Source organism: Nocardioides ferulae (assembly GCF_003660455.1).
GTDB classification, from domain to species: Bacteria; Actinomycetota; Actinomycetes; order Propionibacteriales; family Nocardioidaceae; genus Nocardioides; species Nocardioides ferulae.
The window spans coordinates 41,322-67,156 of record NZ_QZVR01000015.1; the positions used below are offsets into that span (position 1 = coordinate 41,322).

Sequence of the window (25,835 nt, forward strand, 5' to 3'; positions counted from 1 at the left end):
CCATGCTGATGCCCCGTCGGGTCAAGCACCGCAAGCAGCACCACCCCAAGCGGACGGGTGCGGCCAAGGGTGGCACGAAGCTCGCGTTCGGCGAGTTCGGCATCCAGGCGGTCGAGGGCCACTACGTCACCAACCGCCAGATCGAGTCCGCGCGTATCGCGATGACCCGCCACATCAAGCGTGGCGGCAAGGTCTGGATCAACATCTACCCGGACCGACCGCTCACCAAGAAGCCCGCCGAGACCCGCATGGGCTCCGGCAAGGGCTCGCCGGAGTGGTGGATCGCCAACGTCAAGCCGGGCCGCGTCATGTTCGAGCTGTCCGGTGTCACCGAGGACGTCGCCCGTGAGGCGATGCGTCGGGCGATGCACAAGCTCCCCATGAAGTGCCGGTTCGTGACCCGTGAAGCAGGTGAATTCTGATGGCTGGTCAGGGAATGGCCGCCCACGAGCTCGACGAGCTGAACGCCGTCGACCTCGAGGCGAAGCTCCGCGAGGCCAAGGAGGAGCTGTTCAACCTCCGGTTCCAGGCCGCCACCGGTCAGCTGGAGAGCCACGGCCGTCTGCGCACGGTCAAGAAGGACATCGCCCGGATCTACACCGTGGTGCGTGAGCGCGAGCTCGGCATCCGCAACACCCCGGGCAGCGACGAGAACGAGGACGGTGCCGCATGAGCGAGAACGCGACCGAGCAGAAGGTCGAGCGCAACTCGCGCAAGGTCCGCGAGGGCATCGTGGTCAGCGACAAGATGGACAAGACCGTCGTCGTGACCGTCGAGGACCGCGTCAAGCACGCGCTCTACGGCAAGGTCATGCGCCGCACGTCCAAGCTCAAGGCGCACGACGAGGCCAACGAGTGCGGCATCGGCGACCGGGTGCTGCTCATGGAGACCCGGCCCCTGTCGGCCACCAAGCGCTGGCGCGTCATCGAGGTCCTGGAGAAGGCCAAGTAACTCCTCGGACGCGAGCGAAGCGAGCTTGGTTCGACGAAACAGACCAGACAGCCCCGGCGCAGCCGGGACGTATTAGTTCCCACAGGCTCGGATCCGCACCGAGAACCGTGGTGACAAGGAGAGAACAGTGATCCAGCAGGAGTCGCGACTCAAGGTCGCCGACAACACGGGTGCGAAGGAGATCCTCTGCATCCGGGTGCTCGGCGGCTCGGGTCGGCGCTACGCCGGTATCGGCGACGTCATCGTCGCCACCGTGAAGGACGCGATCCCCGGTGGCAACGTCAAGAAGGGCGACGTCGTCAAGGCCGTTGTCGTTCGCACCGTCAAGGAGCGTCGCCGTCCCGACGGTTCCTACATCCGCTTCGACGAGAACGCCGCGGTGATCCTCAAGAACGACGGCGAGCCGCGGGGCACCCGCATCTTCGGCCCCGTCGGTCGTGAGCTGCGCGAGAAGAAGTTCATGAAGATCATCTCGCTGGCGCCGGAGGTGCTCTGAGTCATGGCCAACAAGTCCCAGAAGAGCTCGAAGAGCCCGGTGAACATCAAGAAGGGCGACACCGTCAAGGTGATCGCCGGCAAGGACAAGGGCGCCGAGGGCAAGGTGATCTCGGTGCTCCGCGAGGAGCAGCGGGTCATCGTCGAGGGCGTGAACCGCATCAAGCGGCACACGAAGGTGGTGAACCAGGGCGGTCGGGCCGGCAACACCGGCGGCATCATCACCACCGAGGCCCCGATCCACGTCTCCAACGTGATGCTCGTCGAGGGCGACGGCGTGACCCGGATCGGCTTCCGCCGCGACGAGGTCACCAAGCGCCGCCCGGACGGCTCGACGTACAAGGCTGAGCGCAGCGTGCGCATCTCGCGCAAGACCGGCAAGGAAATCTGATGACCGAGACCTCCACGACGCGTGTCGCACCGCGTCTGAAGACCCGCTACCGCGAGGAGATCCTCCCCGCGCTGCAGGCCGATTTCGACATCAAGAACGTCATGCAGGTGCCCGGCCTGACCAAGATCGTGGTCAACATGGGTGTCGGCGAGGCCGCTCGCGACTCCAAGCTGATCGAGGGCGCGGTGCGCGACCTCACCGCGATCACCGGCCAGAAGCCGACCGTGACCCGCGCCCGCAAGTCCATCGCGCAGTTCAAGCTCCGCGAGGGGATGCCGATCGGCGCACACGTCACGCTGCGCGGCGACCGGATGTGGGAGTTCCTCGACCGGCTGCTGTCGCTGGCGCTGCCGCGCATCCGTGACTTCCGTGGCCTGAACCCCAACCAGTTCGACGGACGGGGCAACTACACGTTCGGGCTGACCGAGCAGGTCATGTTCCACGAGATCAACCAGGACCGGATCGACCGCTCCCGGGGCATGGACATCACGGTCGTCACCACGGCCACCAACGACGACCAGGGTCGGGCGCTGCTCAAGCAGCTCGGCTTCCCGTTCAAGGAGAACTGACATGGCGAAGACTGCCCTGAAGGTCAAGGCTGCTCGCAAGCCGAAGTTCAAGGTGCAGGGGTACACCCGCTGCCAGCGCTGCGGCCGTCCCCGTGCGGTCTACCGCAAGTTCGGCCTGTGCCGGATCTGCCTGCGGGAGATGGCCCACCGCGGCGAGCTGCCCGGCGTCACCAAGTCCTCCTGGTAAACGGCGGGGGGCTCCGTCCCCCGACTACCCCCCGGACCGTGGTTGCGGTCCGATGAACTCGATAGCTGCAGGTCGGCTCGTCGCGAACGAGTCGAAACCGCAGGGAAAGAACCACTCATGACGATGACTGACCCGATCGCAGACATGCTCACCCGTCTGCGCAACGCCAACCAGGCGTACCACGACTCGGTGTCGATGCCCTACAGCAAGCTCAAGCAGGGCGTGGCCGAGATCCTCCAGCAGGAGGGGTACATCACCTCCTTCGAGGTGCAGGAGCCGACCGAGGGCCAGGTGGGCAAGACGCTCACGATCACCCTCAAGTACGGCCGCAGCCGCGAGCGTTCCATCGCCGGCGTGCGCCGCATCAGCAAGCCGGGCCTGCGGGTCTACGCCAAGTCCACGGGGCTCCCGAAGGTGCTCGGCGGCCTGGGGGTCGCGATCATCTCGACCAGCCAGGGCCTGCTGACCGACCGACAGGCCAACCAGAAGGGCGTGGGTGGGGAAGTCCTCGCCTACGTCTGGTGACGAGAGACCGAGAAGGAGAGAGATAAGCATGTCGCGCATCGGCAAGCTCCCCGTCCCGGTCCCGTCCGGCGTCGACGTCTCGATCGAGGGCCAGCAGGTGACCGTGAAGGGGCCCAAGGGCACCCTGAACCACACCATCGCCGCCCCGATCACGATCGAGAAGGGCGACGGTGTCCTCGAGGTCAAGCGGCCCGACGACGACCGCCGCAGCAAGGCGCTGCACGGTCTGAGCCGGACGCTGGTCAACAACATGGTCGTCGGGGTGACCGACGGCTACGAGAAGCGTCTCGAGATCGTGGGCGTGGGCTACCGGGTCCTGTCCAAGGGCCCGACCCAGCTGGAGTTCCAGCTCGGCTACTCCCACTCGATCACCTTCGACGCCCCCGAAGGCATCACCTTCACCGTCGACGGCCCCACTCGCCTCGGCGTCCAGGGCATCGACAAGCAGCTCGTGGGCGAGGTGGCCGCGAACATCCGCAAGCTGCGCAAGCCCGAGCCCTACAAGGGCAAGGGCGTTCGCTACGCGGGTGAGCACATCCGCCGCAAGGTCGGAAAGGCTGGTAAGTGATCATGGCGATCTCGCTGTCCAACCGGAAGCACACCGCCTCCCGTGTCAAGGCGCGGCTGCGCCGGCAGGCTCGTGGCCGCAAGCGCGTCCACGGCACTGCCGAGCGTCCGCGCCTGGTCGTGACCCGCTCCGCCAAGCACATCTCCGTGCAGGTCGTCGACGACCTGGTCGGCCGGACCCTGGTGTCCGCCTCGACCATGGAGTCGGAGCTGCGCTCCCTCGAGGGCGACAAGTCGGCCAAGGCCAAGCGGGTCGGTGAGCTCGTCGCCGAGCGCGCCAAGTCCGCCGGCATCGACGGCGTGGTCTTCGACCGCGCCGGCAACAAGTACCACGGTCGCGTCGCGGCCCTGGCCGACGGCGCCCGCGAGGGCGGCCTCAGCTTCTGATCGCTTGGCGCACGGGGGACACCCCCGTGGTCCCCCGACTTACTGCATTGAAGAGAAGAGGAACAGTCTCATGAGCGGAGCCCAGCGCGGACAGCGCGGTGGCGAGCGCCGAGGCGGCCGCGACGATCGTCGTGGCCAGGGCGCCGAGAAGACCGCCTACATCGAGCGCGTCGTTGCGATCAACCGTGTCGCCAAGGTCGTGAAGGGTGGTCGGCGTTTCAGCTTCACCGCCCTCGTGGTCGTCGGTGACGGTGACGGTCTCGTCGGCGTCGGCTACGGCAAGGCGAAGGAGGTCCCGGCCGCCATCGCCAAGGGCGTGGAGGAGGCGAAGAAGCACTTCTTCCGCGTTCCCCGCATCCAGGGCACCATCCCGCACCCCGTGCAGGGCGAGAAGGCGGCCGGCGTCGTCATGCTTCGTCCCGCCTCGCCCGGTACCGGTGTCATCGCCGGTGGTCCGGTGCGTGCGGTGCTCGAGTGTGCCGGCATCCACGACATCCTGAGCAAGTCGCTCGGATCGTCGAACCAGATCAACATCGTGCACGCGACCGTCGAAGCGCTCCGCATGCTCGAGCAGCCCGAGCAGGTCGCCGCGCGACGCGGGCTGACCGTCGAGGAGGTCACGCCGGCGGCGATCCTCAAGGCGCGGGCCGAGGTGCCGGCGACCGCTCCGGGGGTGTCTTCCTGATGGCGCAGCTCAAGGTCAAGCAGAAGCGGGGCACGGTCGGCATCAAGGCCAACCAGCGCGAGACCCTGCGCACGCTCGGTCTCAAGCGGATCGGCGACGTTGTCGTGAAGGAAGACCGCCCGGAGATCCGCGGCATGGTCAACACCGTCCGTCACCTGGTGACGGTCGAGGAGGTCGAGTGACATGACGCTCAAGCTGCACCACCTGCGACCCGCCCCGGGTGCCAAGACCGCCAAGACCCGTGTGGGTCGCGGTGAGGCCTCGAAGGGCAAGACCGCGGGCCGAGGCACCAAGGGCACCAAGGCCCGCTACCAGGTGCCGGCCGCCTTCGAGGGTGGCCAGATGCCGCTGCACATGCGGCTGCCGAAGCTGAAGGGCTTCAAGAACCCGTTCAAGGTCGAGTTCCAGGTCGTGAACCTGGACCGGATCAACGAGCTGTTCCCCGAGGGTGGCGCCGTCACCGTCGACGAGCTCGTGGCCCGCGGCGCGGTGCGCCGCAACCAGCCGGTCAAGGTGCTCGGCCAGGGCGACATCACCGTCAAGGTCGAGGTGAGCGCGAACGCGTTCTCGGCCTCGGCCAAGCAGAAGATCGAGGAGGCGGGCGGCACGACCACGGTCGTGTGACGCCACCTCCCGCATGTAGTGCGCCAGGGGCGCGGACGGACCGCCGACAGGTGGTCCCGGCCGCGCCCCTGTGGCGCATCACGACCGTCCGACAGGTCCTGTTAGGCTTCCCGGCGTCCCGGGCCGCTGCGCCGCGGACCTGTAACCGCTGTAGAAAGAGGATCCCGTGCTGAGCGCGTTCGCGAACGCTTTCCGGACTCCGGACCTCCGGCGCAAGCTGCTCTTCGTCCTGATGATCCTCGTGATCTTCCGCGCCGGATCCCAGATCCCCGCGCCGGGCGTCCACGTCGCGAACGTCCAGGAGTGCCTGAACCAGCAGGAGAACTCGGGCCTGTACAGCCTGATCAACATGTTCTCCGGTGGCGCACTGCTCCAACTGACGGTGTTCGCGCTGGGGATCATGCCCTACATCACCGCGAGCATCATCCTGCAGCTGCTGGTGGTGGTCATCCCCCGGCTCGAGGCCCTCAAGAAGGAGGGTCAGGCCGGGCAGACGAAGATCACCCAGTACACCCGCTACCTCACCCTCGGGCTCGCGCTGCTGCAGGCCACCGGCATCGTCGCCCTGGCCCGGTCGGGCAACCTGCTGCAGAACTGCGACTCCGAGCGCTTCCCGCTGCTCCACGACGACGGCACGCAGACCTTCATGGTCATGGTCATCACGATGACCGCGGGCACCGCCGTGATCATGTGGCTGGGTGAGCTGATCACCGAGCGCGGTGTCGGCAACGGCATGTCGCTGCTGATCTTCACCCAGGTGGTCGCCACCTTCCCCGCCTCGCTGTGGGACGTCCAGCAGCAGCAGGGCTGGTTCGTGTTCGCGGTGGTGATGGCGATCGGTCTGACGATCATCGCCGGCGTCATCTTCATCGAGCAGGCACAGCGCCGCATCCCGGTGCAGTACGCCCGCCGGATGGTGGGCCGCAAGATGTTCGGCGGCAGCTCGACCTACATCCCGCTGAAGGTCAACCAGGCCGGCATCATCCCGGTCATCTTCGCCTCCTCGCTGCTCTACCTGCCGGCGATGGCCGTCCAGTTCAACCAGAACAGCAGCGCCGACTGGGTGCGGCTGATCAGCAAGTACTTCGTCGACGGCAGCCACCCGCTCTACATGGCGACGTTCTTCGCGCTCATCATCTTCTTCACCTACTTCTACGTGTCGATCACCTTCAACCCCAACGAGGTGGCCGACAACATGAAGAAGTACGGCGGCTTCATCCCCGGGATCCGGGCGGGCAAGCCGACCGAGGACTACCTGTCCTACGTCCTGTCCCGCATCACGCTGCCAGGCGCTCTCTACCTCGGTCTCATCTCGCTCATCCCGCTCATCGCGCTGGTGCTGATCAACGCGAACCAGAACTTCCCGTTCGGCGGCACCTCCATCCTGATCATGGTGGGCGTCGCGCTCGACACGGTGAAGCAGATCGAGAGCCAGCTCCAGCAGCGCAACTACGAAGGATTCCTGCGGTAACAATGAGACTGATCATCATGGGCCCGCCGGGGGCAGGGAAGGGCACCCAGGCGAAGTTCATCGCCGAGCACTTCGACATCCCGGCGATCTCCACCGGCGACATCTTCCGCGCCAACGTCTCCGAAGGCACCGAGCTCGGGGTCGAGGCCAAGCGGTTCATGGACGCGGGAGAGTACGTGCCCGATGAGGTCACCAACCTGATGGTGCGCAACCGGATCGCCGAACCGGACGCCGCGAACGGCTTCCTGCTCGACGGCTACCCGCGCACGCTGGCCCAGGTCGAGGAGCTCGACGACATGCTCTCGGCGGCGGGGCACGCCCTCGACGCCGTGCTGTGCCTGACCGTCGACAAGGACGAGGTCGTCACGCGCCTGATCCAGCGCGCCCAGGTCGAGGGACGCGCCGACGACACCGAGGACGTCGTGCGGCACCGGCAGGACGTCTACGCCGAGCAGACCGCGCCGTTGATCGAGGTCTACCGGCAGCGCGGCATCTGCCACGAGATCGACGGCATGGGCGAGGTCGCCGAGGTCACCCGGCGCCTCCTCGACGCGCTGGACGCCGTCCCCGAGAGCTAGCGGGGCGGCGCCGTGGGCCTGCGTGACCGAGGGATCGAGATCAAGACCCCGGAGCAGATCCTGGCGATGCGCCGCGCCGGGCTGGTCGTGGGGGAGACCCTGGAGACGCTGCGTGCCGCCGTCCGCGCCGGAGTGAGCACCGCCGACCTGGACGCGCTGGCCGAGGACAGCATCCGCTCCCGGGGCGCGACGCCCTCCTTCCAGGGCTACCAGGGGTTCCCGGCGTCCATCTGCGCCTCGGTCAACGACGAGGTGGTGCACGGCATCCCCGGTGACCGGGTGCTGGCCGACGGCGACGTCGTCTCGATCGACTGCGGAGCGATCGTCGACGGCTGGCACGGCGACGCCGCGATCACCGTCGCCGTCGGCGGTGTGCCCGCCGAGGTGACCGAGCTGATGCGGGTCACCGAGGAGGCGATGTGGCGCGGCATCGCGGCCGCGCGGCTGGGAGGCCGGGTCTCCGACATCTCCCACGCCGTCGAGCAGCACGTCCGCTCCCAGGGCGGCTACGGCATCCTCGAGGACTACACCGGCCACGGCATCGGCTCCGCCATGCACCAGCCGCCGGACGTGCCCAACTACGGGAGGGCCGGCCGCGGCCCCAAGCTGGTGCGCGGGCTGGCGCTCGCGGTCGAGCCGATGGTGACGCTCGGCGGCAAGCAGACCGACCTCCTCGACGACGACTGGACCGTGGTCACCCGCGACGGCAGTTGGGCGGCCCACTACGAGCACACCTTCGTGCTCACCGAGCGTGGCGCGTGGGTGCTCACCGCGCTCGACGGCGGCGAGGCCCGGCTCCGCGAGCTCGGGGCGGCGTACGGCGGCTGACCCCGCCGGAGGCGCCGCGCCGGCGAGCCGTTGGGAGCGCCGTGCAAGGATGGTGGCCGCAGGAGGGGAGTATCCCTACCGTCGCGGAGTCGTCAGCACGTCCGGTGCCTTGAGCCGGTCCGGCACCGCGGGTCGCGATCGCGGCGGGAGAGACCTCTGGCGCGCTGCCGTCCCCTTCAGGAGGAACCCTGTGGAAGTCTCCGGTCTCGAATGGACCATCACGCTCACCGTCACCTGCGCGGTGCTGCTCTTCGACGTGATCGTCATCGCCCGCAACCCGCACGAGCCGACGATGCGGGAGTCGACGATCTGGTTCATCGTCTACATGGCCGCCGCCGGCGCGTTCGGGCTGTGGACCATCTGGTTCCACGGCTCGACCTACGGGTTGGACTACTTCACCGGCTTCGTCGTCGAGAAGAGCCTCTCGGTCGACAACCTGTTCGTGTTCATCGTGCTGATGGCAGCTCTGAAGGTGCCCCGCAAGTACCAGCAGGAAGCCCTGATGGTGGGCATCATCCTGGCGCTGGTCTTCCGCGGCATCTTCATCGCGATCGGCTACACGCTGGTCGAGAACTTCAGCTGGGTCTTCTACATCTTCGGTGCGTTCCTGGTCTACACCGCGGTGAACCTGGTGCGCTCCTACCGCAAGCACGAGGAGGAGCACCCCGAGGACTCCCGGGTCGTCACGTTCGCCCAGAACCACCTCAACGTGGGCGACAAGTGGATGGGCCTGAAGCTCTTCTACCGGGACAACGGCGTCCGTTTCGCCTCGCCGATGCTGATCGTGATCATCGCGCTCGGTACCACCGACGTGCTGTTCGCCCTGGACTCCATCCCGGCGATCTTCGGCATCACCCAGGAGCCCTACCTGGTCTTCACCGCGAACGTGTTCGCGCTGATGGGCCTGCGGCAGCTCTACTTCCTCATCGGTGGGCTGCTCGAGCGCCTGGTCTACCTCTCGCTCGGACTCGCGTTCATCCTGGCCTGGATCGGCGTGAAGCTGTTCATCCACGCGCTCTACAAGAGCGAGGTGCTCAGCTGGGAGGTGCCGACCGAGATCAGTCTCGTCGTGATCCTGGTGACCCTCGGTCTCACCGCGTTCGCCAGCCTGGCCAAGACCAAGCGCGACGAGAAGGTCGAGGTCGCCGCCACCGACTCCACGCCGCCGGCACCCAAGCCGGCAGACTCCGAGCACGGAATATCCGACGAGCGCTGACTGCTGAGGTCGGGGTGACGACGCCGACCCTCTCCGTGCTCGACCTGGTCCCGGTCCGCAGCGACCAGACCACCGCCGATGCGCTCGCAGCCACGGTCCGCCTGGCGCGGGTCGCCGACGAGCTCGGCTACCGCCGCTACTGGCTGGCCGAGCACCACAACATGCCGGCGGTCGCGGCCACCAACCCGCCCCTGCTGATCGCGATGGTGGCCGCGGCCACGTCGCGGATCAGGGTCGGCTCGGGTGGGGTGATGCTGCCCAACCACGCCCCGTTGGTGATCGCCGAGCAGTTCGCCCTCCTCGAGGCCGCGCACCCGGGCCGGATCGACCTCGGCATCGGCCGGGCGCCCGGGTCGGACCCCGTGACCAGCTACGCGCTGCGACACGGAGCCGGCGGCGTCGACGACCAGGCCGTGAGCCGGTTCCCGGAGTACGTCGACAACGTGCTGGCGATGATGGAGCCCGGCGGAGTGGGGCTGTCCGTGGCAGGGCGCACGCACCCGCTCCGGGCGACCCCGGTCGCCTCGTCGGTCCCGACCATCTGGCTGCTCGGATCCTCGGACTACTCCGCACGGCTGGCCGCGGAGAAGGGGATGCCCTACGTGTTCGCCCACCACTTCTCCGGCCAGGGCACCGCGGAGGCGCTGGAGCTCTACCGGTCGCGGTTCCAGCCCTCGGCCGAGCTGGCCGAGCCGCGCACCTTCCTCACCGTGAACGCGGTCGTCGCGCCGACCCACGCGGAGGCAGACCGGCTGGCCCTGCCCCAGCTGCTCGCGATGCTCTCGCTGCGCACCGGCGCGCCCCTGCTGCCGCAGCACCTCGTCGAGGACGCCGAGCGCCTCCCGGTGCCGCCACAGCACCAGCCGCTGCTCGAGGCGATGGCGCAGCGGTGGGTGATCGGCGCCCCCGACGAGGCCCGCGCCCGCATCGGCGAGCTCGCCTCGGCGTACGCAGTCGACGAGGTGATGCTGCACCCGGTGGCGGGTGCGTTCAGCGGCGCCGACCCGGCGGCCAGCGCGGCACGCGAGGAGACGCTGCGGCTGCTCGCGGGCTGAGCGGCCGCCACCGGGCCGCGCCGCCCGATTAGAGATTCAGCGACGAATGCCACTAAACTGGCGTGTCGGCCCAACGTGGGTCTGCTTCGTGGTGCCTCGCGGCTGCTCGAGTCACGCCTCCAACGCTGAAGTGAGCGGATGAGTCGTGCGCTCGGGATGAGGTGCCCAAGCGGCCGCACGAGGTCCACCGGTCCAGCGGGCCGGAGGTTCCCGGGCCACCCGCCGGCTCCGCCGGCGGAGCACCAAAGGTAGACAACCAACCGACAGATTGCGGAGGACATGCCGAAGAAAGAAGGCGTGATCGAGATCGAGGGCACCGTCGTGGAGGCCCTTCCCAACGCCATGTTCCGAGTGGAGCTGAGCAACGGGCACAAGGTCCTCGCCCACATCAGCGGCAAGATGCGCCAGCACTACATCCGGATCCTCCCCGAGGACCGTGTGGTGGTGGAGCTGTCTCCCTACGACCTGACTCGCGGCCGGATCGTCTACCGCTACAAGTAGGCAGCCGCACAGTGGCTCGGCCCTCGGGTCGGGTCCTGGTGCGTGCCGCGCAGCCGACACCCGAAAGGACCTCCCGTGAAGGTCAACCCCAGCGTCAAGCCCATCTGTGACAAGTGCAAGGTGATCCGTCGCCACGGCCGCGTCATGGTGATCTGCGAGAACCCGCGTCACAAGCAGCGCCAGGGCTAGTCGCCGCCGGAGCGTGTGAACGCCCCGGCAGGCACAACTGAACATCGACCACGTGACCGCTTAGCGGCTCGCCGGCAGCAGCCGGACGACCCGCCAAACCACCTCCGGAGCAGCAGGCCGGAGCCCGTCCGACGAGGGACGGGACGCGGCACGACCAGAAACCTCTGCGAGCAACCGAAGGGACACCGCCTCCATGGCACGCCTCGTTGGTGTCGACCTCCCGCGCGACAAGCGCATCGAGATCGCACTCACCTACATCTACGGCATCGGCCGTACCCGCGCTCAGCAGGTGCTGCAGGCCACCGGGGTCAACCCCGACCTGCGCGTCCACCAGCTGGGCGACGAGGAGCTGGTCAAGCTCCGCGACGAGATCGAGGGCAACTTCAAGATCGAGGGTGACCTGCGCCGTGAGGTGCAGGCCGACATCCGCCGCAAGATCGAGATCGGCAGCTACCAGGGTCGCCGGCACCGCATGGGCCTCCCGGTCCGCGGACAGCGCACCAAGACCAACGCGCGCACCCGCAAGGGCCCCAAGCGCACGGTTGCCGGCAAGAAGAAGGCCAAGTGATCCTGCGCCCCGGCGCGGCTCACCGTCTCGTTCGCAGCACCCCAGACCAGACCCTCAGGAGTAACTGAATGCCTCCCAAGAGCCGCACCGCGGCCGGCGCCAAGAAGGTGCGCCGCAAGGAGAAGAAGAACATCGCTCAGGGCGAAGCCCACATCAAGAGCACGTTCAACAACACCATCGTCACCATCACCGACCCCACCGGCGCGGTGATCTCGTGGGCCTCCGCCGGCACCGTCGGCTTCAAGGGCTCGCGCAAGTCCACCCCGTTCGCCGCGCAGATGGCCGCCGAGGCCGCCGGGCGACGGGCGATGGAGCACGGCATGAAGAAGATCGACGTCTTCGTCAAGGGCCCGGGCTCGGGCCGCGAGACCGCGATCCGCTCCCTGGGTGCGATCGGCCTCGAGGTCGGCACCATCCAGGACGTCACCCCCACCCCCCACAACGGCTGCCGCCCGCCCAAGCGCCGGCGCGTCTGACCACCGAGAGCAGAAGGAGAGACTGACATGGCCCGCTACACCGGACCCATGACCCGCAAGTCGCGCCGCCTCGGTGTCGACCTCGTCGGTGGCGACGCTGCGTACGAGCGCCGCCCCTACCCGCCCGGCCAGCACGGCCGCGCGCGGATCAAGGAGAGCGAGTACCGCTCGCAGCTCCAGGAGAAGCAGAAGGCCCGCTTCACCTACGGCGTGCTCGAGCGCCAGTTCCACAACTACTACGTCGAGGCATCGCGGCGTCCCGGCAAGACCGGTGACAACCTGCTCCAGCTGCTGGAGTGCCGCCTCGACAACGTGGTCTACCGCGCCGGCTTCGCCCGGACCCGCCGCCACGCCCGCCAGCTGGTCACCCACGGCCACTTCCGGGTCAACGGCAAGAAGGTCGACATCCCGTCCTTCCAGGTGACCGCCCACGACGTCATCGACGTCCGGGAGAAGTCGCTGGAGATGACCCCGTTCATCGTGGCTCGCGAGACCCACGGCGAGCGCGTCGTCCCGGCCTGGCTCGAGGCCATCCCCTCCCGGATGCGGATCCTCGTCCACCAGGTGCCGACCCGGGCGCAGATCGACCTCCCGGTCCAGGAACAGCTGATCGTCGAGTTCTACTCCAAGAAGTAACCCCACGGGGGCTCCGCCCCCGTGTACCCCCGCTGGGGCTCCGCCCCAGACCCCGATCCGGGCAACCGGTCCACGTGGACCCGTCCGCGGCGGGGTCGCAGGAGAAGCCCCGGCGGGATGCTTCAGCTCCTTCCGTCACCACTGCACTCTGGGCCTGTCAAATAGCGGGTGGGCCCGGAAAGGAAAGAACCAGTGCTCATCGCACAGCGCCCCACCCTGTCGGAAGAGTCCGTCGACGAGTTCCGTTCCCGGTTCGTGATCGAGCCGCTCGAGCCCGGCTTCGGCTACACCCTCGGCAACTCGCTGCGTCGCACCCTCCTGTCGTCGATCCCCGGTGCCGCCGTCACCAGCATCAAGATCGACAACGTGCTCCACGAGTTCTCCACCGTGGAGGGCGTCAAGGAGGACGTCACCGAGATCATCCTCAACCTCAAGGGCCTCGTCGTCTCCTCCGAGCACGACGAGCCGGTCACCATGTACCTGCGCAAGTCCGGTGCCGGCGACGTGACCGCCGCCGACATCGCGCCCCCGGCCGGTGTCGAGGTGCACAACCCCGACCTCAAGATCGCCACGCTCTCCGACTCGGGCAAGCTCGAGATGGAGCTGGTCGTCGAGCGGGGCCGCGGCTACGTCAGCGCGGTCCAGAACAAGGGCGCCGACAACGAGATCGGCCGGGTCCCGGTCGACTCGATCTACAGCCCGGTGCTCAAGGTGACCTACAAGGTCGAGGCCACCCGTGTCGAGCAGCGCACCGACTTCGACAAGCTCGTCATCGACGTCGAGACCAAGCCGTCGATCCGTCCCCGCGACGCCCTCGCGTCGGCCGGCAAGACCCTGGTCGAGCTGTTCGGCCTGGCCCGTGAGCTCAACGTCGAGGCCGAGGGCATCGACATCGGCCCCTCGCCCGTCGACGAGCAGCTCGCCGCCGACCTCGCCCTCCCGGTCGAGGACCTGCAGCTGACCGTGCGCTCCTACAACTGCCTCAAGCGCGAGGGCATCCACACCGTGGGTGAGCTCATCAGCCGCTCGGAGCAGGACCTGCTCGACATCCGCAACTTCGGCGCGAAGTCGATCGACGAGGTCAAGGCCAAGCTGGTCGAGATGGGCCTGTCGCTCAAGGACAGCGCCCCCGGCTTCGACCCGCACGCCGCCCTCGCCGCCTACGGCGACGATGACGACGATGCCTTCGTCGAGGACGAACAGTACTGACACACGCACCGCTGGCGCGCACCTCGCGGCGTTGTCGTCGGTCGACGGCCAAACCCGGGCCGCCTTCCCTCCTCCGCCTTGCGATGCACGCACCATCGGCACGTGTGCCTGAAACGCCCCACTACTCCGGTACCTGATACGGCCGGAGAGAAATGAGAGAGATCGATGCCCACCCCGAAGAAGGGCGCCCGCCTCGGCGGCAGCCCCGCCCACCAGCGGCTGATCCTGGCCAACCTGGCCACCGCCCTGTTCGAGCACGGCCGGATCACCACCACCGAGGCCAAGGCGCGCACGCTGCGCCCCTACGCCGAGAAGCTGATCACCAAGGCGAAGAAGGGCGACCTGCACAGCCGGCGCGAGGTCCTCAAGACCATCCGCGACAAGTCGGTGGTGCACGTGCTGTTCACCGAGATCGGGCCCGGCTTCGCCGAGCGTCCGGGTGGCTACACCCGGATCACCAAGATCGGCCCCCGCAAGGGAGACAACGCGCCGATGGCCGTGATCGAGCTCGTCACCGAGCCCTACAACCCCTCGCCGAAGGCGGCCAAGGCCAAGCCGGCCGAGAAGCCGGCCGAGAAGCCGGCCGAGGCTCCTGCCGCGCAGGAGACCGCGGTCGAGGAGCCCCCGACCGAGCTCACCGACGAGGCCTCTCCGGAGGAGAGCGTCGTCGCCGAGGAGGCCCCGGTGGCCGACGAGGACGCCGACAAGGCCTGACCCACCAGGTCGACCGCCAGGAGGCCCGCCAGCCCGACAGGGTGGCGGGCCTCCTGCCATTTCGCCGGCCCGCCCTCAACCGCCCAGAGCGGTCCGCCCGCCACCCACCCGCGCCGGCCCGTCGCCGAGGTCCGCGCGGTGGCCGGCCGCCCACCCGGCCGCGCCCCCCGAGCCCGACAGCACCCGGGGCCGTGCGGTGCGCAGATCGGGATAGGTGTCGTGCATGGCCGCCTCGACCTGGGCGGTGCGATCGGCCAGGACCACCGCGGTCGTGGTGCCGCCCTCGGCGAAGCGAGCATCCGCACGGTCGGCCGCGCGCTGCTCGGCAGCCAGGAGCCTGGCCCCGACGGCCCCGCGGAAGCCCGCCAGCCAGGAGCGGCGGAACGCCGCCTTGTGCTCCCACGCGGGCACCGGCGTGCGGGCCAGGCCCTGGGCCGACTGCAGCAGCAGACTGGTGAACAGCAGCTCGGCCCGCTCGAGGTCGGAGGCGTGACCGAACAGGTGCATCGACAGCTCCTTGCCGCCGGCGCCTCGGCTGGTGCGCTGCACCGCCACGCAGCGCAGCCGCGCCGCGACCGTCGAGAGCAGCTCGGCCTTGTCGACGGCGTACGGCGCGTCGAGGGAGACCACGAGGTCGCCCACCGGGTCGCTGCCGGGGTCGGCCTGCGCGAGCAGCGCCCGGTCGATGCCGTAGTCGGCGATCAGCTGGGCCGCCTTGGCGGTGTAGGTCTCGGCCTCGTGGCTGGTGGCCGCGGGGTCCTCGGCCAGGGCCAGCAGCTTGCGCACCTTGGCCAGGATCGGGTCGGTCGGGGTCATCGTTCCTCCTCGGGGGCTCGGTGGCCCACCCTGGCGGAGCCGACCGACACCCGACGGCTCCGCGCCGGGCTGCTCCACAGGGCCCGGCGGCACCGGCCGTTGTGGAGACGGCTGCGGTCGCGGTCGGCCGGCCGCCGGGTCACCAGGCCTGCCGGAGCAGCTTCTCGGCCTCTGCGAGGGTGAGCCCGAGCCGGCGGGCCGACGCGGCGTACGCCCCCGCTGCGCTCACGGCTTCGGAGGACCCACCGGCGGTGGAGCCGGTCACGAAGGTGCCGCGGCGGCCCTCGGTGCTCACCACCCCGTCGGCCTCCAGGTGGCGGTAGGCCTTCGCGACGGTGTTCGTGGCCAGCCCCAGCGCCTCCGCGAGGGCCCGGACCGTCGGGAGCCGGGTGCCGGCCGGCAGCTCGCCGCTCGCCGCCCGGCCGGCCACCTGCGCGCGCAGCTGCTCGAACGGCGCCACGTCGGAGGACGGATCGATCACCAGAGCGAGCGACCGGGCGGGGGAGTCGGGCATGTCCCCAGCCTAGAAGCCCGTCCCCTGCCCGTCCGCCGGCGTCCTCTGGCCGCCGGTGCGGGGGTTCGCCCGCGGCGGCGTGGTCCGATGCGCTAAGCAAGAGGGGTGAGCGACACCGGAGAGCCCGACGAGCGCGACGCACTGGTGGTCGGGGAGGCGCTGGTCGACATCGTGGTGGCCGGAGACGGCGGCCGCACCGCCTACCCCGGAGGTAGCGCCGCCAACGTCGCCGTCGCCCTGGCCAGGCTCGGCCGGCCGGTCCGGCTCGCCACCGCCTTCGCCGACGACGACCACGGACGGCTGCTCGGCGCCCACCTGCGCACCGCCGGGGTGCGGCTCGCGGCGGATCCGGCCGTCGTGCCGCGAAGCTCCTGCGCGGTGGCCACCATCGGTGACGACGGCGCCGCCAGCTATCAGTTCGACCTCGACTGGCGGCTACCCACGGTGCCGACCGCCCCGGCCCCGTTGGTCGTCCACGTCTGCTCGCTCGGCGCGGTGCTCGCACCGGGGGCCGACGACGTCGTCGCCCTCGTCGAACGACTGCGCCCGCGCAGCACGGTGACCTACGACGTCAACGCCCGCCCGGACGTCACCGGCGACGGGCCGGAGCTGGTCGAGGCCGTGCAGCGCGTGGTCCGGCTCGCCGACCTGGTCAAGGCCAGCGACGAGGACCTCGCCACCCTCTACCCCGACGCCGACCTGCCCACCGCCGCGGGGCGGCTGCTCGACCTGGGCGCGGGCGCCGTGGTCGTCACCCGAGGCGGAGAGGGGGCCACCTGGATCGGGCGGACCGGAACCGTCGACGTCTCCGCGCCGCGTGTGCGGGTCGCCGACACCATCGGTGCCGGCGACACGTTCGGTGCGGCGCTCGTCGACGCACTCTGGGAGCGCGAGCTGCTGGGCGCGACAGGGCACGAGGCGCTGCCCGAGCTGGGCCGCGAGGACATCGCCGAGGTGCTCGCCCACGCCGCCCGGGCAGCGGCGGTCACCGTCTCGCGGCCCGGCGCCGACCCGCCGTACCGCGCGGAGCTGTGAGGCTCAGCCCGGCACGGGCTGCCCGAGCAGGTGCCGCAGCGTGTCCGCGTTGCGCACCGCGTGCCCCTCGCCGTCGTTGTTGAAGTAGGCGAAGACCTCCCGGCCCTGCCCCTGCCACTCGCGGACGCGGTCGGCCCACCAGCCGAGGTCGGCGTCGGAGTAGGAGCCGGCGTAGAGCTGGTCGTGGCTGGGGCCGTGCAGCCGCACGTAGACGAACGGGGCGGTGGCCCGCAGCACGCAGGGCAGGCCCGCGCCGCTCATCACGACGTACGCCGCGCCGCGCCGCTCGAGCAGCGCGAACACCTCGTCGGCGTGCCAGCTGGGGTGGCGGAACTCGACGGCCACCCGCATCCACTCCGGCAGCGAGGCCAGGAACCAGTCCAGGCGGGCGTCGTCGCGCTCGTGGGCAGGGTGCAGTTGCACCAGGAGGACCCCTCTCCGGTCGCGGAGGGCGTGCCAGCTGCGCACCAGCCGGTCGCGCCACACGCCGTCCTCGTCGCGCAGCCGCCGGGCGTGGGTCAGCCCACGGGGTGCCTTGACCGTCATCGTGAAGCCGGGTGGCAGGGCGGAGTTCCACGAGGCGAAGGTCTGCTCGCGCGGCCACCGGTAGAAGCTGGCGTTCAGCTCGACGGTGTCGAAGTGGGCGGTGTAGACGTCGCGGCGGCGGGCGCTGGGCAGGCCGGGCGGGTAGAGCACGCCCGCCCAGTGGTCGTAGCTCCACCCCGAGGTCCCGATGTGTGCCCACGACATGCCCACCCGGTGCCCGGCCGGGTCGCCTCCCATCCGCGCGGATCTGGGAGGATGGCGCGGTGCGCCTGCGGATCGACCTCGCCTACGACGGCGGCGACTTCCACGGCTGGGCGGCCCAGCCGGGCCTGCGCACCGTCGAGGGCGAGCTGACCCGGGCGCTGGCCACGGTGCTGCGCGTCGACGCCGTGCCGGTGGTCTGCGCGGGCCGCACCGACACCGGGGTGCACGCGCGCGGGCAGGTCACGCACGCCGACGTGGACGCCGACCTGCTCGTCGCGGCGGCGGGGCGCTCGACCGACCCGCCTCCCGAGGCGCTGCTGCGCCGGCTCAACGGCCTGCTCCCACCCGACGTCCGGGTACGCCGGGTGGCCGAGGCGCCGGCCGGGTTCGACGCCCGCTTCTCCGCGCTGTGGCGCCGCTACGCCTACCGGGTCGTCGACCTGCCCGCCGCCGTGGACCCGCTCACCCGGGGGTGGGTGCTGGCCTGGCCGCGCCGGCTCGACCTGGCCGCGATGAACGAGGCCGCCGCGGCGCTCGTCGGCGAGCACGACTTCGCGGCGTTCTGCAAGCGGCGCGAGGGCGCCACCACGATCCGCACCCTGCTGGACCTGTCGTGGGAGCGCGACGACGCCGGGGTGGCCGTCGCCGGGGTCCGGGCCGACGCGTTCTGCCACAGCATGGTGCGCGCGCTGGTCGGCTGCCTGCTCGTGGTGGGGGAGGGGCGGCGTCCGGTCTCGTGGGCCGGCGAGGTGCTGCGCGCCGGGGTGCGCGACTCGGCGGTGACTGTCGCCCACGCCCACGGGCTCACCCTCGAAGAGGTGCGCTACCCGGCCGACGAGCTGCTGGCCGCGCGGGCCGGCCAGACCCGGGCCCGACGGGACGGCTGATGGACGAGCACTACTTCTCCGCCGACCCCTCGGTGCCGTTCCGCCGGATGCCGGTGCGCGCCCTGGTCTGGGGGCGGGAGCTGGCGCTGGTCAGCGGCTCCGGGGTCTTCGCGCAGGGCCGCGTCGACGTCGGCACCGCGGTGCTGTTCCGCGAGACGGATCCACCGGCCGGCGGCCGGGTGCTCGACCTGGGCTGCGGCTACGGCGCGATCGGTCTCGCCGTCGCGGTGGCCGCCCCGACCGCGCAGGTCACCGGCGTCGACGTCAACGAGCGGGCGGTGCTGCTGGCGAACGAGAACGCGGCCGCCCTCGGGGTGGCCGATCGGTTCACGGCCACGACGCCCGACGGGGTGCCGGCCGACGCGGTGTTCGACGAGATCTGGTCGAACCCGCCGATCCGGATCGGCAAGGAGGCGCTGCACGCGCTGCTGCTGGACTGGCTGCCCCGGCTGGCGCCGGGGGGCCGGGCGGTGCTGGTGGTGGGCAAGAACCTCGGCGCCGACTCGCTGCAGCGGTGGCTGGGCGAGCAGGGCTGGCCGACGGTGCGGCTGGCCAGCGCCAAGGGCTTCCGGGTGCTGGAGGTGCGGCGGGGCTCGTGAGCCGCGCCGCACCTCCCGCGCACCGTCAGGTCACTCGGTCGGGACCCCACCCTCCGGCGGGGCGTCGTCGGCCTGCCCGGAGGAGTCCTCCTCGATGGGTGCGTCGCCGATGTCGGTGACCAGCACCGGCGTCAGCGGCTCGGAGCTGCCGCCCGTGAGCTCGACCAGTCGCATCCCGGAGATGCCGAGGTGGCTGTCCTCGCCGTAGCGGTACGGCGCGAGGTGCGGGCCGGCGAAGTCGGCACCGGACTCCTGCAGCGCCTCGACCAGGCCCTCGCGGGTGAGGTCCTCACCGGCCGCCTGCAGCGCCTGCACGAACGTGTAGGCCTGGGACATGCCGTAGATGCGGTAGTTGGTGAGCTTGCCCTTCTCGCCGTGCTCCTCCCACACCTGCTGCCACAGCTGCACCCACGGGTCGTCGGGCTGGTCGACGCCGGCGAGGTACTCGGTGGTCATCGTGCCGTCCAGCGCACCGCCGCCGCCGCTGACCGCCCCCTCGGAGAACCGCTCGAGCAGCGAGCCGACCAGGGCGGAGTCGGAGCCGACGTTGCTGAAGAACCACTTCGGCGTGAACCCGGTGGTCAGCGAGACCAGCTTGGCGAGCGCGGTGTAGGAGGGAGTGGTGAAGCCGAGCACCAGGTCCGCGCCGCTGGCCTGGAGGCCGGTGATCTGCGGGGCCACGTCGGTGTTGCCGGAGGTGTAGCGCTCGACCCCGACGATCTGGTCGTCGAGGAACTGCCGCACGCCCTTCTCGGCGTCCTCGCCGAAGTCGTCGTCCTGGAGGAAGAGCCCGACCTTGGCGTCGGGCATGTTCTCGGCGACGTACTGGCCGATGATCTTGCCCTCGCTCTCGTAGTCGGTCTGCCAGCCGAACGTCGTCGGGTAGCTGTCCGGGTCGTCGCCCCACATCAGCGAGCCGGAGGAGACGAACAGGTCGGGCACGCCCTCGTCGCGCAGGAAGTCGACGACCGCGCTGTGGGTGGGCGTGCCGAGCCCGCCCACCATCGCGAAGATCTCCTCCTGGAGCACCAGCTCGTTGGTCACGGTGCTGGTGTTGGTGGGGTTGTAGCCGTCGTCCTTGACGATGTACTCGATCTCGCGGCCGTGCACGCCGCCCTGGGCGTTGACGAAGTCGAAGTAGGCCTGGGCGCCCGTCGGGATCTCGCTGTAGCCCGGGGCGGCGACCCCGGTCAGCGGGAAGTGCGCGCCGACGGTGACGGAGTCCTCGGTGACGCCGACGTCGGTCGCGCCGCCACCTCCTCCCTCCTCGCCTCCCTCGTCGTCGCGCCCGCCCGCGCCGCAGCCGGCGAGCAGGACGGCGGACGCGAGTACGCCGACGAGCGGCGCGGTCCTCCGGAGCCGTGTCTTCATGATGTGTGTCCCTTCGAGGTGGTGGCGGGGTCGTGCGTCTGGCCGGCCGGCCGGCCGGGGGAGTCGGAGGGGCCCGGCGAATCGGGGATGTGGCGCGGGTCGGGGATGCCGGCGACCGGGCTCGCGGGCCGGCGGGCGCGGCGGCGGAGCAGCGCCAGGCGGAGCGTGCCGACCAGCCCCGCGGGGGCGAGCAGGACCACGAGCACCATGACCAGCCCGTAGACCAGCGGGGAGAGCTCGGCGGCCTGGATGTCGGAGAGGCCGGCGTCGGTGCCGATCCGGGTGACCAGCTGGGGCAGGAACGTGAGCAGGGCGGCCCCGACCAGGGCGCCGGCCAGGCTGCCCAGGCCGCCGAGGACGACGGCGGTCAGCAGGGTGAGGCTGAGCGTCAGCGTGAAGCCGCTGGGTGCGGCCAGGCGGACGCTGATCGCCATCATCGCGCCGGCCGCGCCGGCCGCCGCCGCGCTGACCACGAACGCCGAGACCCGGGCCTGGCCGAGCCGGATGCCGGCGAGCTCGGCGGCGACCTCGCCGTCGCGGACCGCGCGCCAGCGCCGGCCCACCCGGCTGCGGGAGAGGTTGGCGAGCAGCACGAACGTGACGAGGAGGGTGAGCCAGCCCAGGTAGGCGACGTAGCGGCTGCGGGTGAGCTCCTGGCCGGTGACGAAGAAGGCCAGGTCGAGCACCCATGCGGGGATCTCGGGGAGCGCCACGCGCAGCCCCTGCTCGCCGCCCAGCCGCTCCTCGAAGAAGAGGGCCAGGCCGGGCACCGCGACCGCGAGGGCCAAGGTGGCGCCAGCCAGGTAGGGACCGTGCAGCCGGGCGGCGGCCACCCCGACCAGGGCCCCGACCAGCAGCGTCACCAGCACCGAGGCCAGGACCGCGACCGGCAGCGGCACCACGGCGTCCGGGCCCGGCAGGCAGAGCGCGGTGGTGTAGGCGCCCACCGCCATCAGCGCGCCGTGGCCCAGCGAGAGCTGCCCGTTGAGCCCGGTGAGCACCGTGAGTCCGCCGGCGGCGATGCCGAGGTAGGCCATCGAGGCCAGCTGCACGTTGCGGAAGTCGCTGACGCTCTCGAGCACCGCCACGACCACCAGCAGCCCGAGGGCGGCGACCAGCAGGTGCCGGCCGAGCAGGGAGTGGCGCCACCAGGTGAGCGCCGCCGTTCTCGTCGGAGCCGGCATCAGACCCTCCTCGCCGCGGCCGGGGCGAACAGGCCGCCGGGGCGCAGCAGCAGGACGACGACGAGGATGCCGAGCGCGGCCAGCGCGACCAGCTGTGAGCCGACGTAGCCGCTGACCAGGCTCAGGGACAGGCCGAGCAGGAGGCCCCCGAGCACCGCCCCGAGCGGGCTGTCCAGGCCCCCGAGCACCGCGGCGACGAAGCCGTAGACCACGACCGAGTCCATGTAGGAGGGGTGCACCAGGCTGCCGCTGGCGATCAGGAGGCCGGCGAGCGAGCCGACCAGGGAGGCCAGCGCCCAGCCCAGCGTGAGCATCCGGCCCACTCGTACGCCGAGCAGCCGGGCCACCTCCGGCTCGTGGGCGGCGGCGCGCATCCGCAGCCCGATGTCGGTGAACCGGAACAGCAGCACGAGCAACCCCATCACCGCGAGCACCGCGAGGATCGTGAAGACCCCCGAGGTGGTCAGCGCGATCGTGGTGTCGCCCACCTCGATCCCGCGCACCCCGAACGGGGCGGGGAAGCTGCGGAACCGGTTGCCGAAGATCACCGAGGCCAGTGCGTGCAGCACGATGAACAGCCCGAGGGTGAGGATCACCGCGTTGATCTCGGGGCCGCCCTCCACCGGTCGCACCAGCACCCGCTCGACCACCGCGCCGAGCACGAGGCCCGAGAGCAGCGCGGCGGCGAAGCCGAGCCAGTAGGAGTGCCCGGCGTCGATGACCGAGAGCGCGATGAACGTGGTGACCATCGCCATCGGCGCCTGGGCGAAGTTCACGATCCGCGTCGAGCGCCAGATCATCACCAGCGCAAGGGCGAACGCGGCATAGACCATGCCGAGCGTGAGCCCCCCGAGCAGGGTGTTGAGCAGCTGTTGCACGTCTCTCCTTCTCAGAAGCCGAGGTAGGCGTGTCGGAGCTGGTCGTCGTCGGCCAGCACGGCCGCCGGCTCGTCGGCGACCACCCGGCCGAGGTCGAGGACCACGCCGCGGTCGGCGACCGACAGCGCGCTGCGGGCGTTCTGCTCCACCAGCACCACGCCCAGCCCCTCGTCGGTCACCAGGCGGCGCAGCAGCGCGAAGATCTGGGCGACCACGCGCGGGGCCAGGCCGAGCGAGGGCTCGTCGAGCAGCAGCATCGTCGGCCGGCTCATCAGGGCCCGGCCGATCACCAGCATCTGCCGCTCGCCGCCGGAGAGCACGTGGGCGGTCGCCGAGCGGCGGTCGGCCAGGGCGGGGAACAGCTCGAGCACCCGGTCCAGCTCGCCGCGGGAGACCCGGCCCCGGGCCAGGCCCCCCAGCCGCAGGTTCTCCTCGACGGTGAGCTCGGCGATGACGCCGCGGCCCTCGGGCACATGGGCGAGGCCGAGCGCGGGCATCCGCTCCGCGGCCACCCGGTCGAGCCGGTGCTCGTCGAAGGTGATCGTGCCGGACTCGGCGCGGTGCAGGCCGGAGACCGTGCGCAGCAGGGTGGTCTTGCCGGCGCCGTTGGCGCCCAGCACGGCGGTGATGGCGCCGCCTCCGGCGGAGAAGGAGACCCCGGCCAGGGCCCGCACCGGGCCGTAGTCGACGGTCAGGTCGCGGATCTGGAGCATCTCAGGCCACCGTCCCGGGGTCTCGGTCCGGCCCGTCGGGCGAGGCGGGTCCGGTGGCCGCGACGGTGTCGCCGAGGTAGGCCGCCAGCACGGCGGGGTCCTCGCGCACCTGGGCCGGGGTGCCGTCGGCGATCACCCGGCCGAAGTCGAGCACGGTGATCCGGTCGCAGACCGACATGACGAGGTCCATGTGGTGCTCGACCAGCATCACCGACATCCGGTCGGTGAGACCGCGGACCAGGGCGGCGAGCTCGTCGAGGTCGTCGGCGGAGAGGCCGCTGGCGGGCTCGTCGAGCAGCAACAGCCGGGGCTCCGCGACCAGGGCCCGGGCCAAGGCGACCCGTTTGCGGACCGGGTAGGGGAGGCTCGGCGGGTAGCGGTCGGCGTAGGCCTCGACGCCGAGGTCGGCCAGCGCCGCCCGGGCCCGCTCCCGCAGTGCCCGCTCGTCGCGCGAAGCGCGGCCCAGGCCGAGCAGGGAGGCCAGGAAGCCGGCGCGGGCGTGCCGGTCGGCGCCCACCATGACGTTCTCCAGCACGGTGACCCGGTCGAAGAGCCCGAGCCCCTGCATGGTCCGGGCGAGGCCGAGCCCGGCGAGGTCGTGCGGGCGGACCTTGGCCAGGGTGCGGCCCTCCCACGAGACCTGCCCCCGGTCGGGCACCACGAAGCCGCAGGCGACGTTGAACAGGGTGGTCTTACCCGCCCCGTTGGGCCCGATCACGCCGAGCACCTCGTGCGGGCCGACCCGCAGCGCGACGTCGCGCAGAGCGGTCAGCCCGCCGAAGGTGACGGTGACACCGTCGAGCGTGAGCAGGTCGGGCACCGTGCCTCCGGATCTGTGCGGGACTGGTCGTCTCCATCGGTGTGACGGGGAACACCTTGGTCGCAGCGCACAGGATGCGCATTGGGCGTAGCGCCCAGAATGGGTTGGATCGGGCGCTGTGAACCGTGGTCGGGGCTAGCCAGGTTTGTGCACGCAGTGCGAACGTGGCCCCATGCGTCCCTCGGTCCACCCCGCCGGCCCGGCGCCGGCGCACCCGACCGGGACGTCCGCCGGGCGGCGCGGCCCCGCCGCCCACCCGGCCCCCGCCGAGGCCGTGCAGCGGGCGTGGGCCTCGCTGCTGGACCGCTCCGACGCGATCGCCGACAGCATCACGCTGATGCTGTTCGAGCGCGACGCGGAGATCTACGACCGGGTCGGCCCGGAGTTGCGCGTCGACGTCCGCGAGAGCACCCGGCTGCACATCAGGCGTGGCCTCGAGGTGCTCTCCGGCCGCCGCGACGCCGGCGTCCCGCCGCGCGACGTGTGGCGCGACGCGGGCCGCCGCCGGGCTCGGCAGGGCGTTCCCCTCGAGGTGGTGCTCAACGCCTACACGCTCGGCGCACGGGTGCTCTGGGAGGCGCTGGTCGCGCGCGCCGCCGGCGACCCGGCCGCCGGCATCGACGACCCGGTGCTGCTCGCCGCGGCGAGCACGGTGTGGTCGAACCTCGACGTGCAGAACGCCGTCCTCATCGACGCCTACCGCCGCGAGAGCGCCCGGCTGCAGCGCCAGGACCTCCAGCGGCAGCAGGCCGCGCTCGACGGACTGCTGGAGGGCCGCGGCGCGGACCCCGACTTCGCCGAGGAGGCCAGGGCCGCGCTCGACGTCGGTGCGGAGGACCCGATCGCCTGTGTGGTCTCGCTGCACGACGGACCGCTCGACGACGCGCTGGGCCCCGTCGAGGACCGGCTCGACCGGCTCGGCGTGACCGCGCGCTGGCATGTGCGCGCCGGTGTCTACTTCGGGCTGCTCGCCGGACCCCTGCCCGACGAGCAGGGCCTGGTCGAGCTGTTCGTGCCGCATGCCCCGGGCCGGATGGGGGTGGCCAGCGCCGACGGCCTCGCCGGCTTCGCGACCGCCTTCCAGCTCGCCTCGCGGGCGGCCGACACCCTGCCCCGCGGTGCCCGCGACGTGGTCGCGGTCTCCGAGCGGCTGCCCGAGGTGCTGCTGGCCGGCAGCCCCCAGGTCGCGCCGCTGCTGCTCGCGCAGACGCTCGGGCCGGTGCTCGCCCAGCCGGGCCCGCAGGCCCACACGCTGCTCGACACGCTGGCGGCGCTGCTGCGCCACGACGGGTCACCGACCCACGCCGCCGCCGAGCTCTACTGCCACCGCAACACCGTCATCTACCGGATGAAGCAGATCGAGCAGCTCACCGGGCGCAGCCTCGCCGACCCCCGCGACAAGCTGCTGCTCGGACTGGCCCTGCTCGCGGTGGGGCGCAGCTAGCC

At 71.1% G+C, this 25,835-nt stretch carries 37 protein-coding genes; 29 read left to right on the forward strand and 8 right to left on the reverse strand.

Annotation, left to right across the window (positions count from 1 at the left end):
- The first annotated feature begins 2 nt into the window (after window positions 1-2).
- From rplP to rplQ, 25 genes are all read left to right on the forward strand, one after another.
- Window positions 3-422: a 50S ribosomal protein L16 gene (rplP, locus tag D6B71_RS15595; RefSeq protein ID WP_121256699.1), complete on the forward strand. Its 420-nt coding sequence runs from the start codon at window positions 3-5 to the stop codon at window positions 420-422.
- Window positions 422-673: a 50S ribosomal protein L29 gene (rpmC, locus tag D6B71_RS15600; RefSeq protein ID WP_276311010.1), complete on the forward strand. Its 252-nt coding sequence runs from the start codon at window positions 422-424 to the stop codon at window positions 671-673. Before rplP ends, rpmC begins: the two co-directional genes overlap by 1 nt.
- Window positions 670-951, forward strand: a complete 282-nt coding sequence (rpsQ, locus tag D6B71_RS15605; protein WP_121256704.1) for a 30S ribosomal protein S17 — start codon at window positions 670-672, stop codon at window positions 949-951. Before rpmC ends, rpsQ begins: the two co-directional genes overlap by 4 nt.
- Window positions 952-1,078: 127 nt before the next feature.
- On the forward strand, window positions 1,079-1,447 hold the full coding sequence (rplN, locus tag D6B71_RS15610; protein WP_011757324.1) for a 50S ribosomal protein L14: 369 nt from the start codon (window positions 1,079-1,081) through the stop codon (window positions 1,445-1,447).
- A 3-nt stretch (window positions 1,448-1,450) separates the two neighbouring features.
- On the forward strand, window positions 1,451-1,837 hold the full coding sequence (gene rplX / locus D6B71_RS15615; RefSeq protein WP_121256707.1) for a 50S ribosomal protein L24: 387 nt from the start codon (window positions 1,451-1,453) through the stop codon (window positions 1,835-1,837).
- Window positions 1,837-2,406 carry a 50S ribosomal protein L5 gene (gene rplE, locus D6B71_RS15620; RefSeq protein WP_121256709.1) on the forward strand — a complete coding sequence of 190 codons (570 nt, stop codon included), beginning with the start codon at window positions 1,837-1,839 and terminating at the stop codon, window positions 2,404-2,406. The genes rplX and rplE overlap by 1 nt, the downstream gene beginning before the upstream one ends.
- Before the next feature lies 1 nt (window position 2,407).
- Window positions 2,408-2,593: a type Z 30S ribosomal protein S14 gene (locus D6B71_RS15625; RefSeq protein ID WP_121256712.1), complete on the forward strand. Its 186-nt coding sequence runs from the start codon at window positions 2,408-2,410 to the stop codon at window positions 2,591-2,593.
- 117 nt (window positions 2,594-2,710) lie between these two features.
- Window positions 2,711-3,118: a 30S ribosomal protein S8 gene (rpsH, locus tag D6B71_RS15630; RefSeq protein ID WP_121256714.1), complete on the forward strand. Its 408-nt coding sequence runs from the start codon at window positions 2,711-2,713 to the stop codon at window positions 3,116-3,118.
- 28 nt (window positions 3,119-3,146) lie between these two features.
- Window positions 3,147-3,686 (forward strand): 50S ribosomal protein L6, encoded by a 540-nt coding sequence (gene rplF, locus D6B71_RS15635; protein WP_121256717.1) that lies wholly within the window; start codon window positions 3,147-3,149, stop codon window positions 3,684-3,686.
- Window positions 3,687-3,688: 2 nt separating this feature from the next.
- Window positions 3,689-4,072 carry a 50S ribosomal protein L18 gene (gene rplR / locus D6B71_RS15640; RefSeq protein WP_121256931.1) on the forward strand — a complete coding sequence of 128 codons (384 nt, stop codon included), beginning with the start codon at window positions 3,689-3,691 and terminating at the stop codon, window positions 4,070-4,072.
- Between the two features lie 70 nt (window positions 4,073-4,142).
- Window positions 4,143-4,757: a 30S ribosomal protein S5 gene (gene rpsE, locus D6B71_RS15645; RefSeq protein WP_121256718.1), complete on the forward strand. Its 615-nt coding sequence runs from the start codon at window positions 4,143-4,145 to the stop codon at window positions 4,755-4,757.
- Entirely contained in the window at window positions 4,757-4,939 is a 183-nt protein-coding gene (gene rpmD, locus D6B71_RS15650) for a 50S ribosomal protein L30 (protein ID WP_121256721.1), read from the forward strand. Before rpsE ends, rpmD begins: the two co-directional genes overlap by 1 nt.
- Before the next feature lies 1 nt (window position 4,940).
- Complete coding sequence (gene rplO, locus D6B71_RS15655; protein WP_121256724.1) at window positions 4,941-5,381, forward strand: 50S ribosomal protein L15; 441 nt, start codon at window positions 4,941-4,943, stop codon at window positions 5,379-5,381.
- 166 nt (window positions 5,382-5,547) lie between these two features.
- On the forward strand, window positions 5,548-6,852 hold the full coding sequence (secY, locus tag D6B71_RS15660) for a preprotein translocase subunit SecY (protein ID WP_121256726.1): 1,305 nt from the start codon (window positions 5,548-5,550) through the stop codon (window positions 6,850-6,852).
- A gap of 2 nt (window positions 6,853-6,854) precedes the next feature.
- A complete protein-coding gene (locus D6B71_RS15665; RefSeq protein WP_121256729.1) occupies window positions 6,855-7,430 on the forward strand; it encodes an adenylate kinase in 576 nt (191 codons plus the stop codon).
- A gap of 12 nt (window positions 7,431-7,442) precedes the next feature.
- Entirely contained in the window at window positions 7,443-8,258 is an 816-nt protein-coding gene (gene map, locus D6B71_RS15670) for a type I methionyl aminopeptidase (RefSeq protein ID WP_121256731.1), read from the forward strand.
- Window positions 8,259-8,448: 190 nt separating this feature from the next.
- The gene (locus D6B71_RS15675) at window positions 8,449-9,474 is read left to right on the forward strand and encodes a TerC family protein (protein ID WP_121256734.1); all 1,026 of its coding nucleotides are present in this window, start codon (window positions 8,449-8,451) and stop codon (window positions 9,472-9,474) included.
- 14 nt (window positions 9,475-9,488) lie between these two features.
- Window positions 9,489-10,529 (forward strand): LLM class flavin-dependent oxidoreductase, encoded by a 1,041-nt coding sequence (locus D6B71_RS15680; protein WP_121256737.1) that lies wholly within the window; start codon window positions 9,489-9,491, stop codon window positions 10,527-10,529.
- A gap of 279 nt (window positions 10,530-10,808) precedes the next feature.
- Window positions 10,809-11,030, forward strand: coding sequence for a translation initiation factor IF-1 (gene infA, locus D6B71_RS15685; RefSeq protein ID WP_011757309.1), 222 nt, complete (start codon window positions 10,809-10,811; stop codon window positions 11,028-11,030).
- A 75-nt stretch (window positions 11,031-11,105) separates the two neighbouring features.
- Window positions 11,106-11,219 (forward strand): 50S ribosomal protein L36, encoded by a 114-nt coding sequence (gene rpmJ / locus D6B71_RS15690; protein WP_004008316.1) that lies wholly within the window; start codon window positions 11,106-11,108, stop codon window positions 11,217-11,219.
- A gap of 193 nt (window positions 11,220-11,412) precedes the next feature.
- Window positions 11,413-11,787: a 30S ribosomal protein S13 gene (rpsM, locus tag D6B71_RS15695; RefSeq protein ID WP_121256739.1), complete on the forward strand. Its 375-nt coding sequence runs from the start codon at window positions 11,413-11,415 to the stop codon at window positions 11,785-11,787.
- A gap of 68 nt (window positions 11,788-11,855) precedes the next feature.
- Window positions 11,856-12,263 carry a 30S ribosomal protein S11 gene (rpsK, locus tag D6B71_RS15700; RefSeq protein WP_121256741.1) on the forward strand — a complete coding sequence of 136 codons (408 nt, stop codon included), beginning with the start codon at window positions 11,856-11,858 and terminating at the stop codon, window positions 12,261-12,263.
- A gap of 27 nt (window positions 12,264-12,290) precedes the next feature.
- Window positions 12,291-12,899: a 30S ribosomal protein S4 gene (rpsD, locus tag D6B71_RS15705; RefSeq protein WP_121256744.1), complete on the forward strand. Its 609-nt coding sequence runs from the start codon at window positions 12,291-12,293 to the stop codon at window positions 12,897-12,899.
- Window positions 12,900-13,091: 192 nt separating this feature from the next.
- A complete protein-coding gene (locus tag D6B71_RS15710) occupies window positions 13,092-14,108 on the forward strand; it encodes a DNA-directed RNA polymerase subunit alpha (protein WP_121256746.1) in 1,017 nt (338 codons plus the stop codon).
- Window positions 14,109-14,273: 165 nt separating this feature from the next.
- On the forward strand, window positions 14,274-14,822 hold the full coding sequence (rplQ, locus tag D6B71_RS15715) for a 50S ribosomal protein L17 (RefSeq protein ID WP_121256748.1): 549 nt from the start codon (window positions 14,274-14,276) through the stop codon (window positions 14,820-14,822).
- Between the two features lie 75 nt (window positions 14,823-14,897).
- Here the strand turns inward: rplQ and D6B71_RS15720 are convergent, their stop codons facing one another.
- Together D6B71_RS15720 and D6B71_RS15725 are read right to left on the reverse strand one after the other, a co-directional pair.
- Window positions 14,898-15,638 carry a DUF2786 domain-containing protein gene (locus D6B71_RS15720; RefSeq protein ID WP_121256750.1) on the reverse strand — a complete coding sequence of 247 codons (741 nt, stop codon included), beginning with the start codon at window positions 15,636-15,638 and terminating at the stop codon, window positions 14,898-14,900.
- A 139-nt stretch (window positions 15,639-15,777) separates the two neighbouring features.
- On the reverse strand, window positions 15,778-16,152 hold the full coding sequence (locus D6B71_RS15725) for a GntR family transcriptional regulator (protein ID WP_121256752.1): 375 nt from the start codon (window positions 16,150-16,152) through the stop codon (window positions 15,778-15,780).
- A 105-nt stretch (window positions 16,153-16,257) separates the two neighbouring features.
- On the opposite strand from D6B71_RS15725, the gene D6B71_RS15730 reads away from it, so the two are divergent.
- On the forward strand, window positions 16,258-17,187 hold the full coding sequence (locus D6B71_RS15730) for a PfkB family carbohydrate kinase (RefSeq protein WP_121256754.1): 930 nt from the start codon (window positions 16,258-16,260) through the stop codon (window positions 17,185-17,187).
- A 3-nt stretch (window positions 17,188-17,190) separates the two neighbouring features.
- Here D6B71_RS15730 and D6B71_RS15735 read toward each other — a convergent pair whose 3' ends face one another.
- Complete coding sequence (locus D6B71_RS15735; RefSeq protein ID WP_240641453.1) at window positions 17,191-17,970, reverse strand: DUF72 domain-containing protein; 780 nt, start codon at window positions 17,968-17,970, stop codon at window positions 17,191-17,193.
- A 26-nt stretch (window positions 17,971-17,996) separates the two neighbouring features.
- Between D6B71_RS15735 and truA the strand changes: the two genes are divergently transcribed.
- Both truA and D6B71_RS15745 read left to right on the forward strand, forming a co-directional pair.
- Window positions 17,997-18,824 carry a tRNA pseudouridine(38-40) synthase TruA gene (gene truA / locus D6B71_RS15740; RefSeq protein ID WP_121256759.1) on the forward strand — a complete coding sequence of 276 codons (828 nt, stop codon included), beginning with the start codon at window positions 17,997-17,999 and terminating at the stop codon, window positions 18,822-18,824.
- Entirely contained in the window at window positions 18,824-19,423 is a 600-nt protein-coding gene (locus D6B71_RS15745; RefSeq protein ID WP_121256760.1) for a class I SAM-dependent methyltransferase, read from the forward strand. The genes truA and D6B71_RS15745 overlap by 1 nt, the downstream gene beginning before the upstream one ends.
- A gap of 30 nt (window positions 19,424-19,453) precedes the next feature.
- Here the strand turns inward: D6B71_RS15745 and D6B71_RS15750 are convergent, their stop codons facing one another.
- From D6B71_RS15750 to D6B71_RS15770, 5 genes are read right to left on the reverse strand one after another with little or no spacing between them, the layout of a single operon-like run.
- Entirely contained in the window at window positions 19,454-20,794 is a 1,341-nt protein-coding gene (locus tag D6B71_RS15750; protein ID WP_121256763.1) for an ABC transporter substrate-binding protein, read from the reverse strand.
- A complete protein-coding gene (locus D6B71_RS15755) occupies window positions 20,791-21,978 on the reverse strand; it encodes a branched-chain amino acid ABC transporter permease (protein ID WP_121256765.1) in 1,188 nt (395 codons plus the stop codon). Before D6B71_RS15755 ends, D6B71_RS15750 begins: the two co-directional genes overlap by 4 nt.
- A complete protein-coding gene (locus tag D6B71_RS15760) occupies window positions 21,978-22,856 on the reverse strand; it encodes a branched-chain amino acid ABC transporter permease (RefSeq protein ID WP_121256768.1) in 879 nt (292 codons plus the stop codon). Before D6B71_RS15760 ends, D6B71_RS15755 begins: the two co-directional genes overlap by 1 nt.
- Window positions 22,857-22,867: 11 nt before the next feature.
- Window positions 22,868-23,569, reverse strand: coding sequence for an ABC transporter ATP-binding protein (locus tag D6B71_RS15765; RefSeq protein WP_121256771.1), 702 nt, complete (start codon window positions 23,567-23,569; stop codon window positions 22,868-22,870).
- 1 nt (window position 23,570) lies between these two features.
- Window positions 23,571-24,389, reverse strand: a complete 819-nt coding sequence (locus tag D6B71_RS15770; RefSeq protein ID WP_121256772.1) for an ABC transporter ATP-binding protein — start codon at window positions 24,387-24,389, stop codon at window positions 23,571-23,573.
- Between the two features lie 172 nt (window positions 24,390-24,561).
- On the opposite strand from D6B71_RS15770, the gene D6B71_RS15775 reads away from it, so the two are divergent.
- Entirely contained in the window at window positions 24,562-25,833 is a 1,272-nt protein-coding gene (locus D6B71_RS15775) for a PucR family transcriptional regulator (protein ID WP_121256775.1), read from the forward strand.
- Window positions 25,834-25,835: the final 2 nt, after the last annotated feature.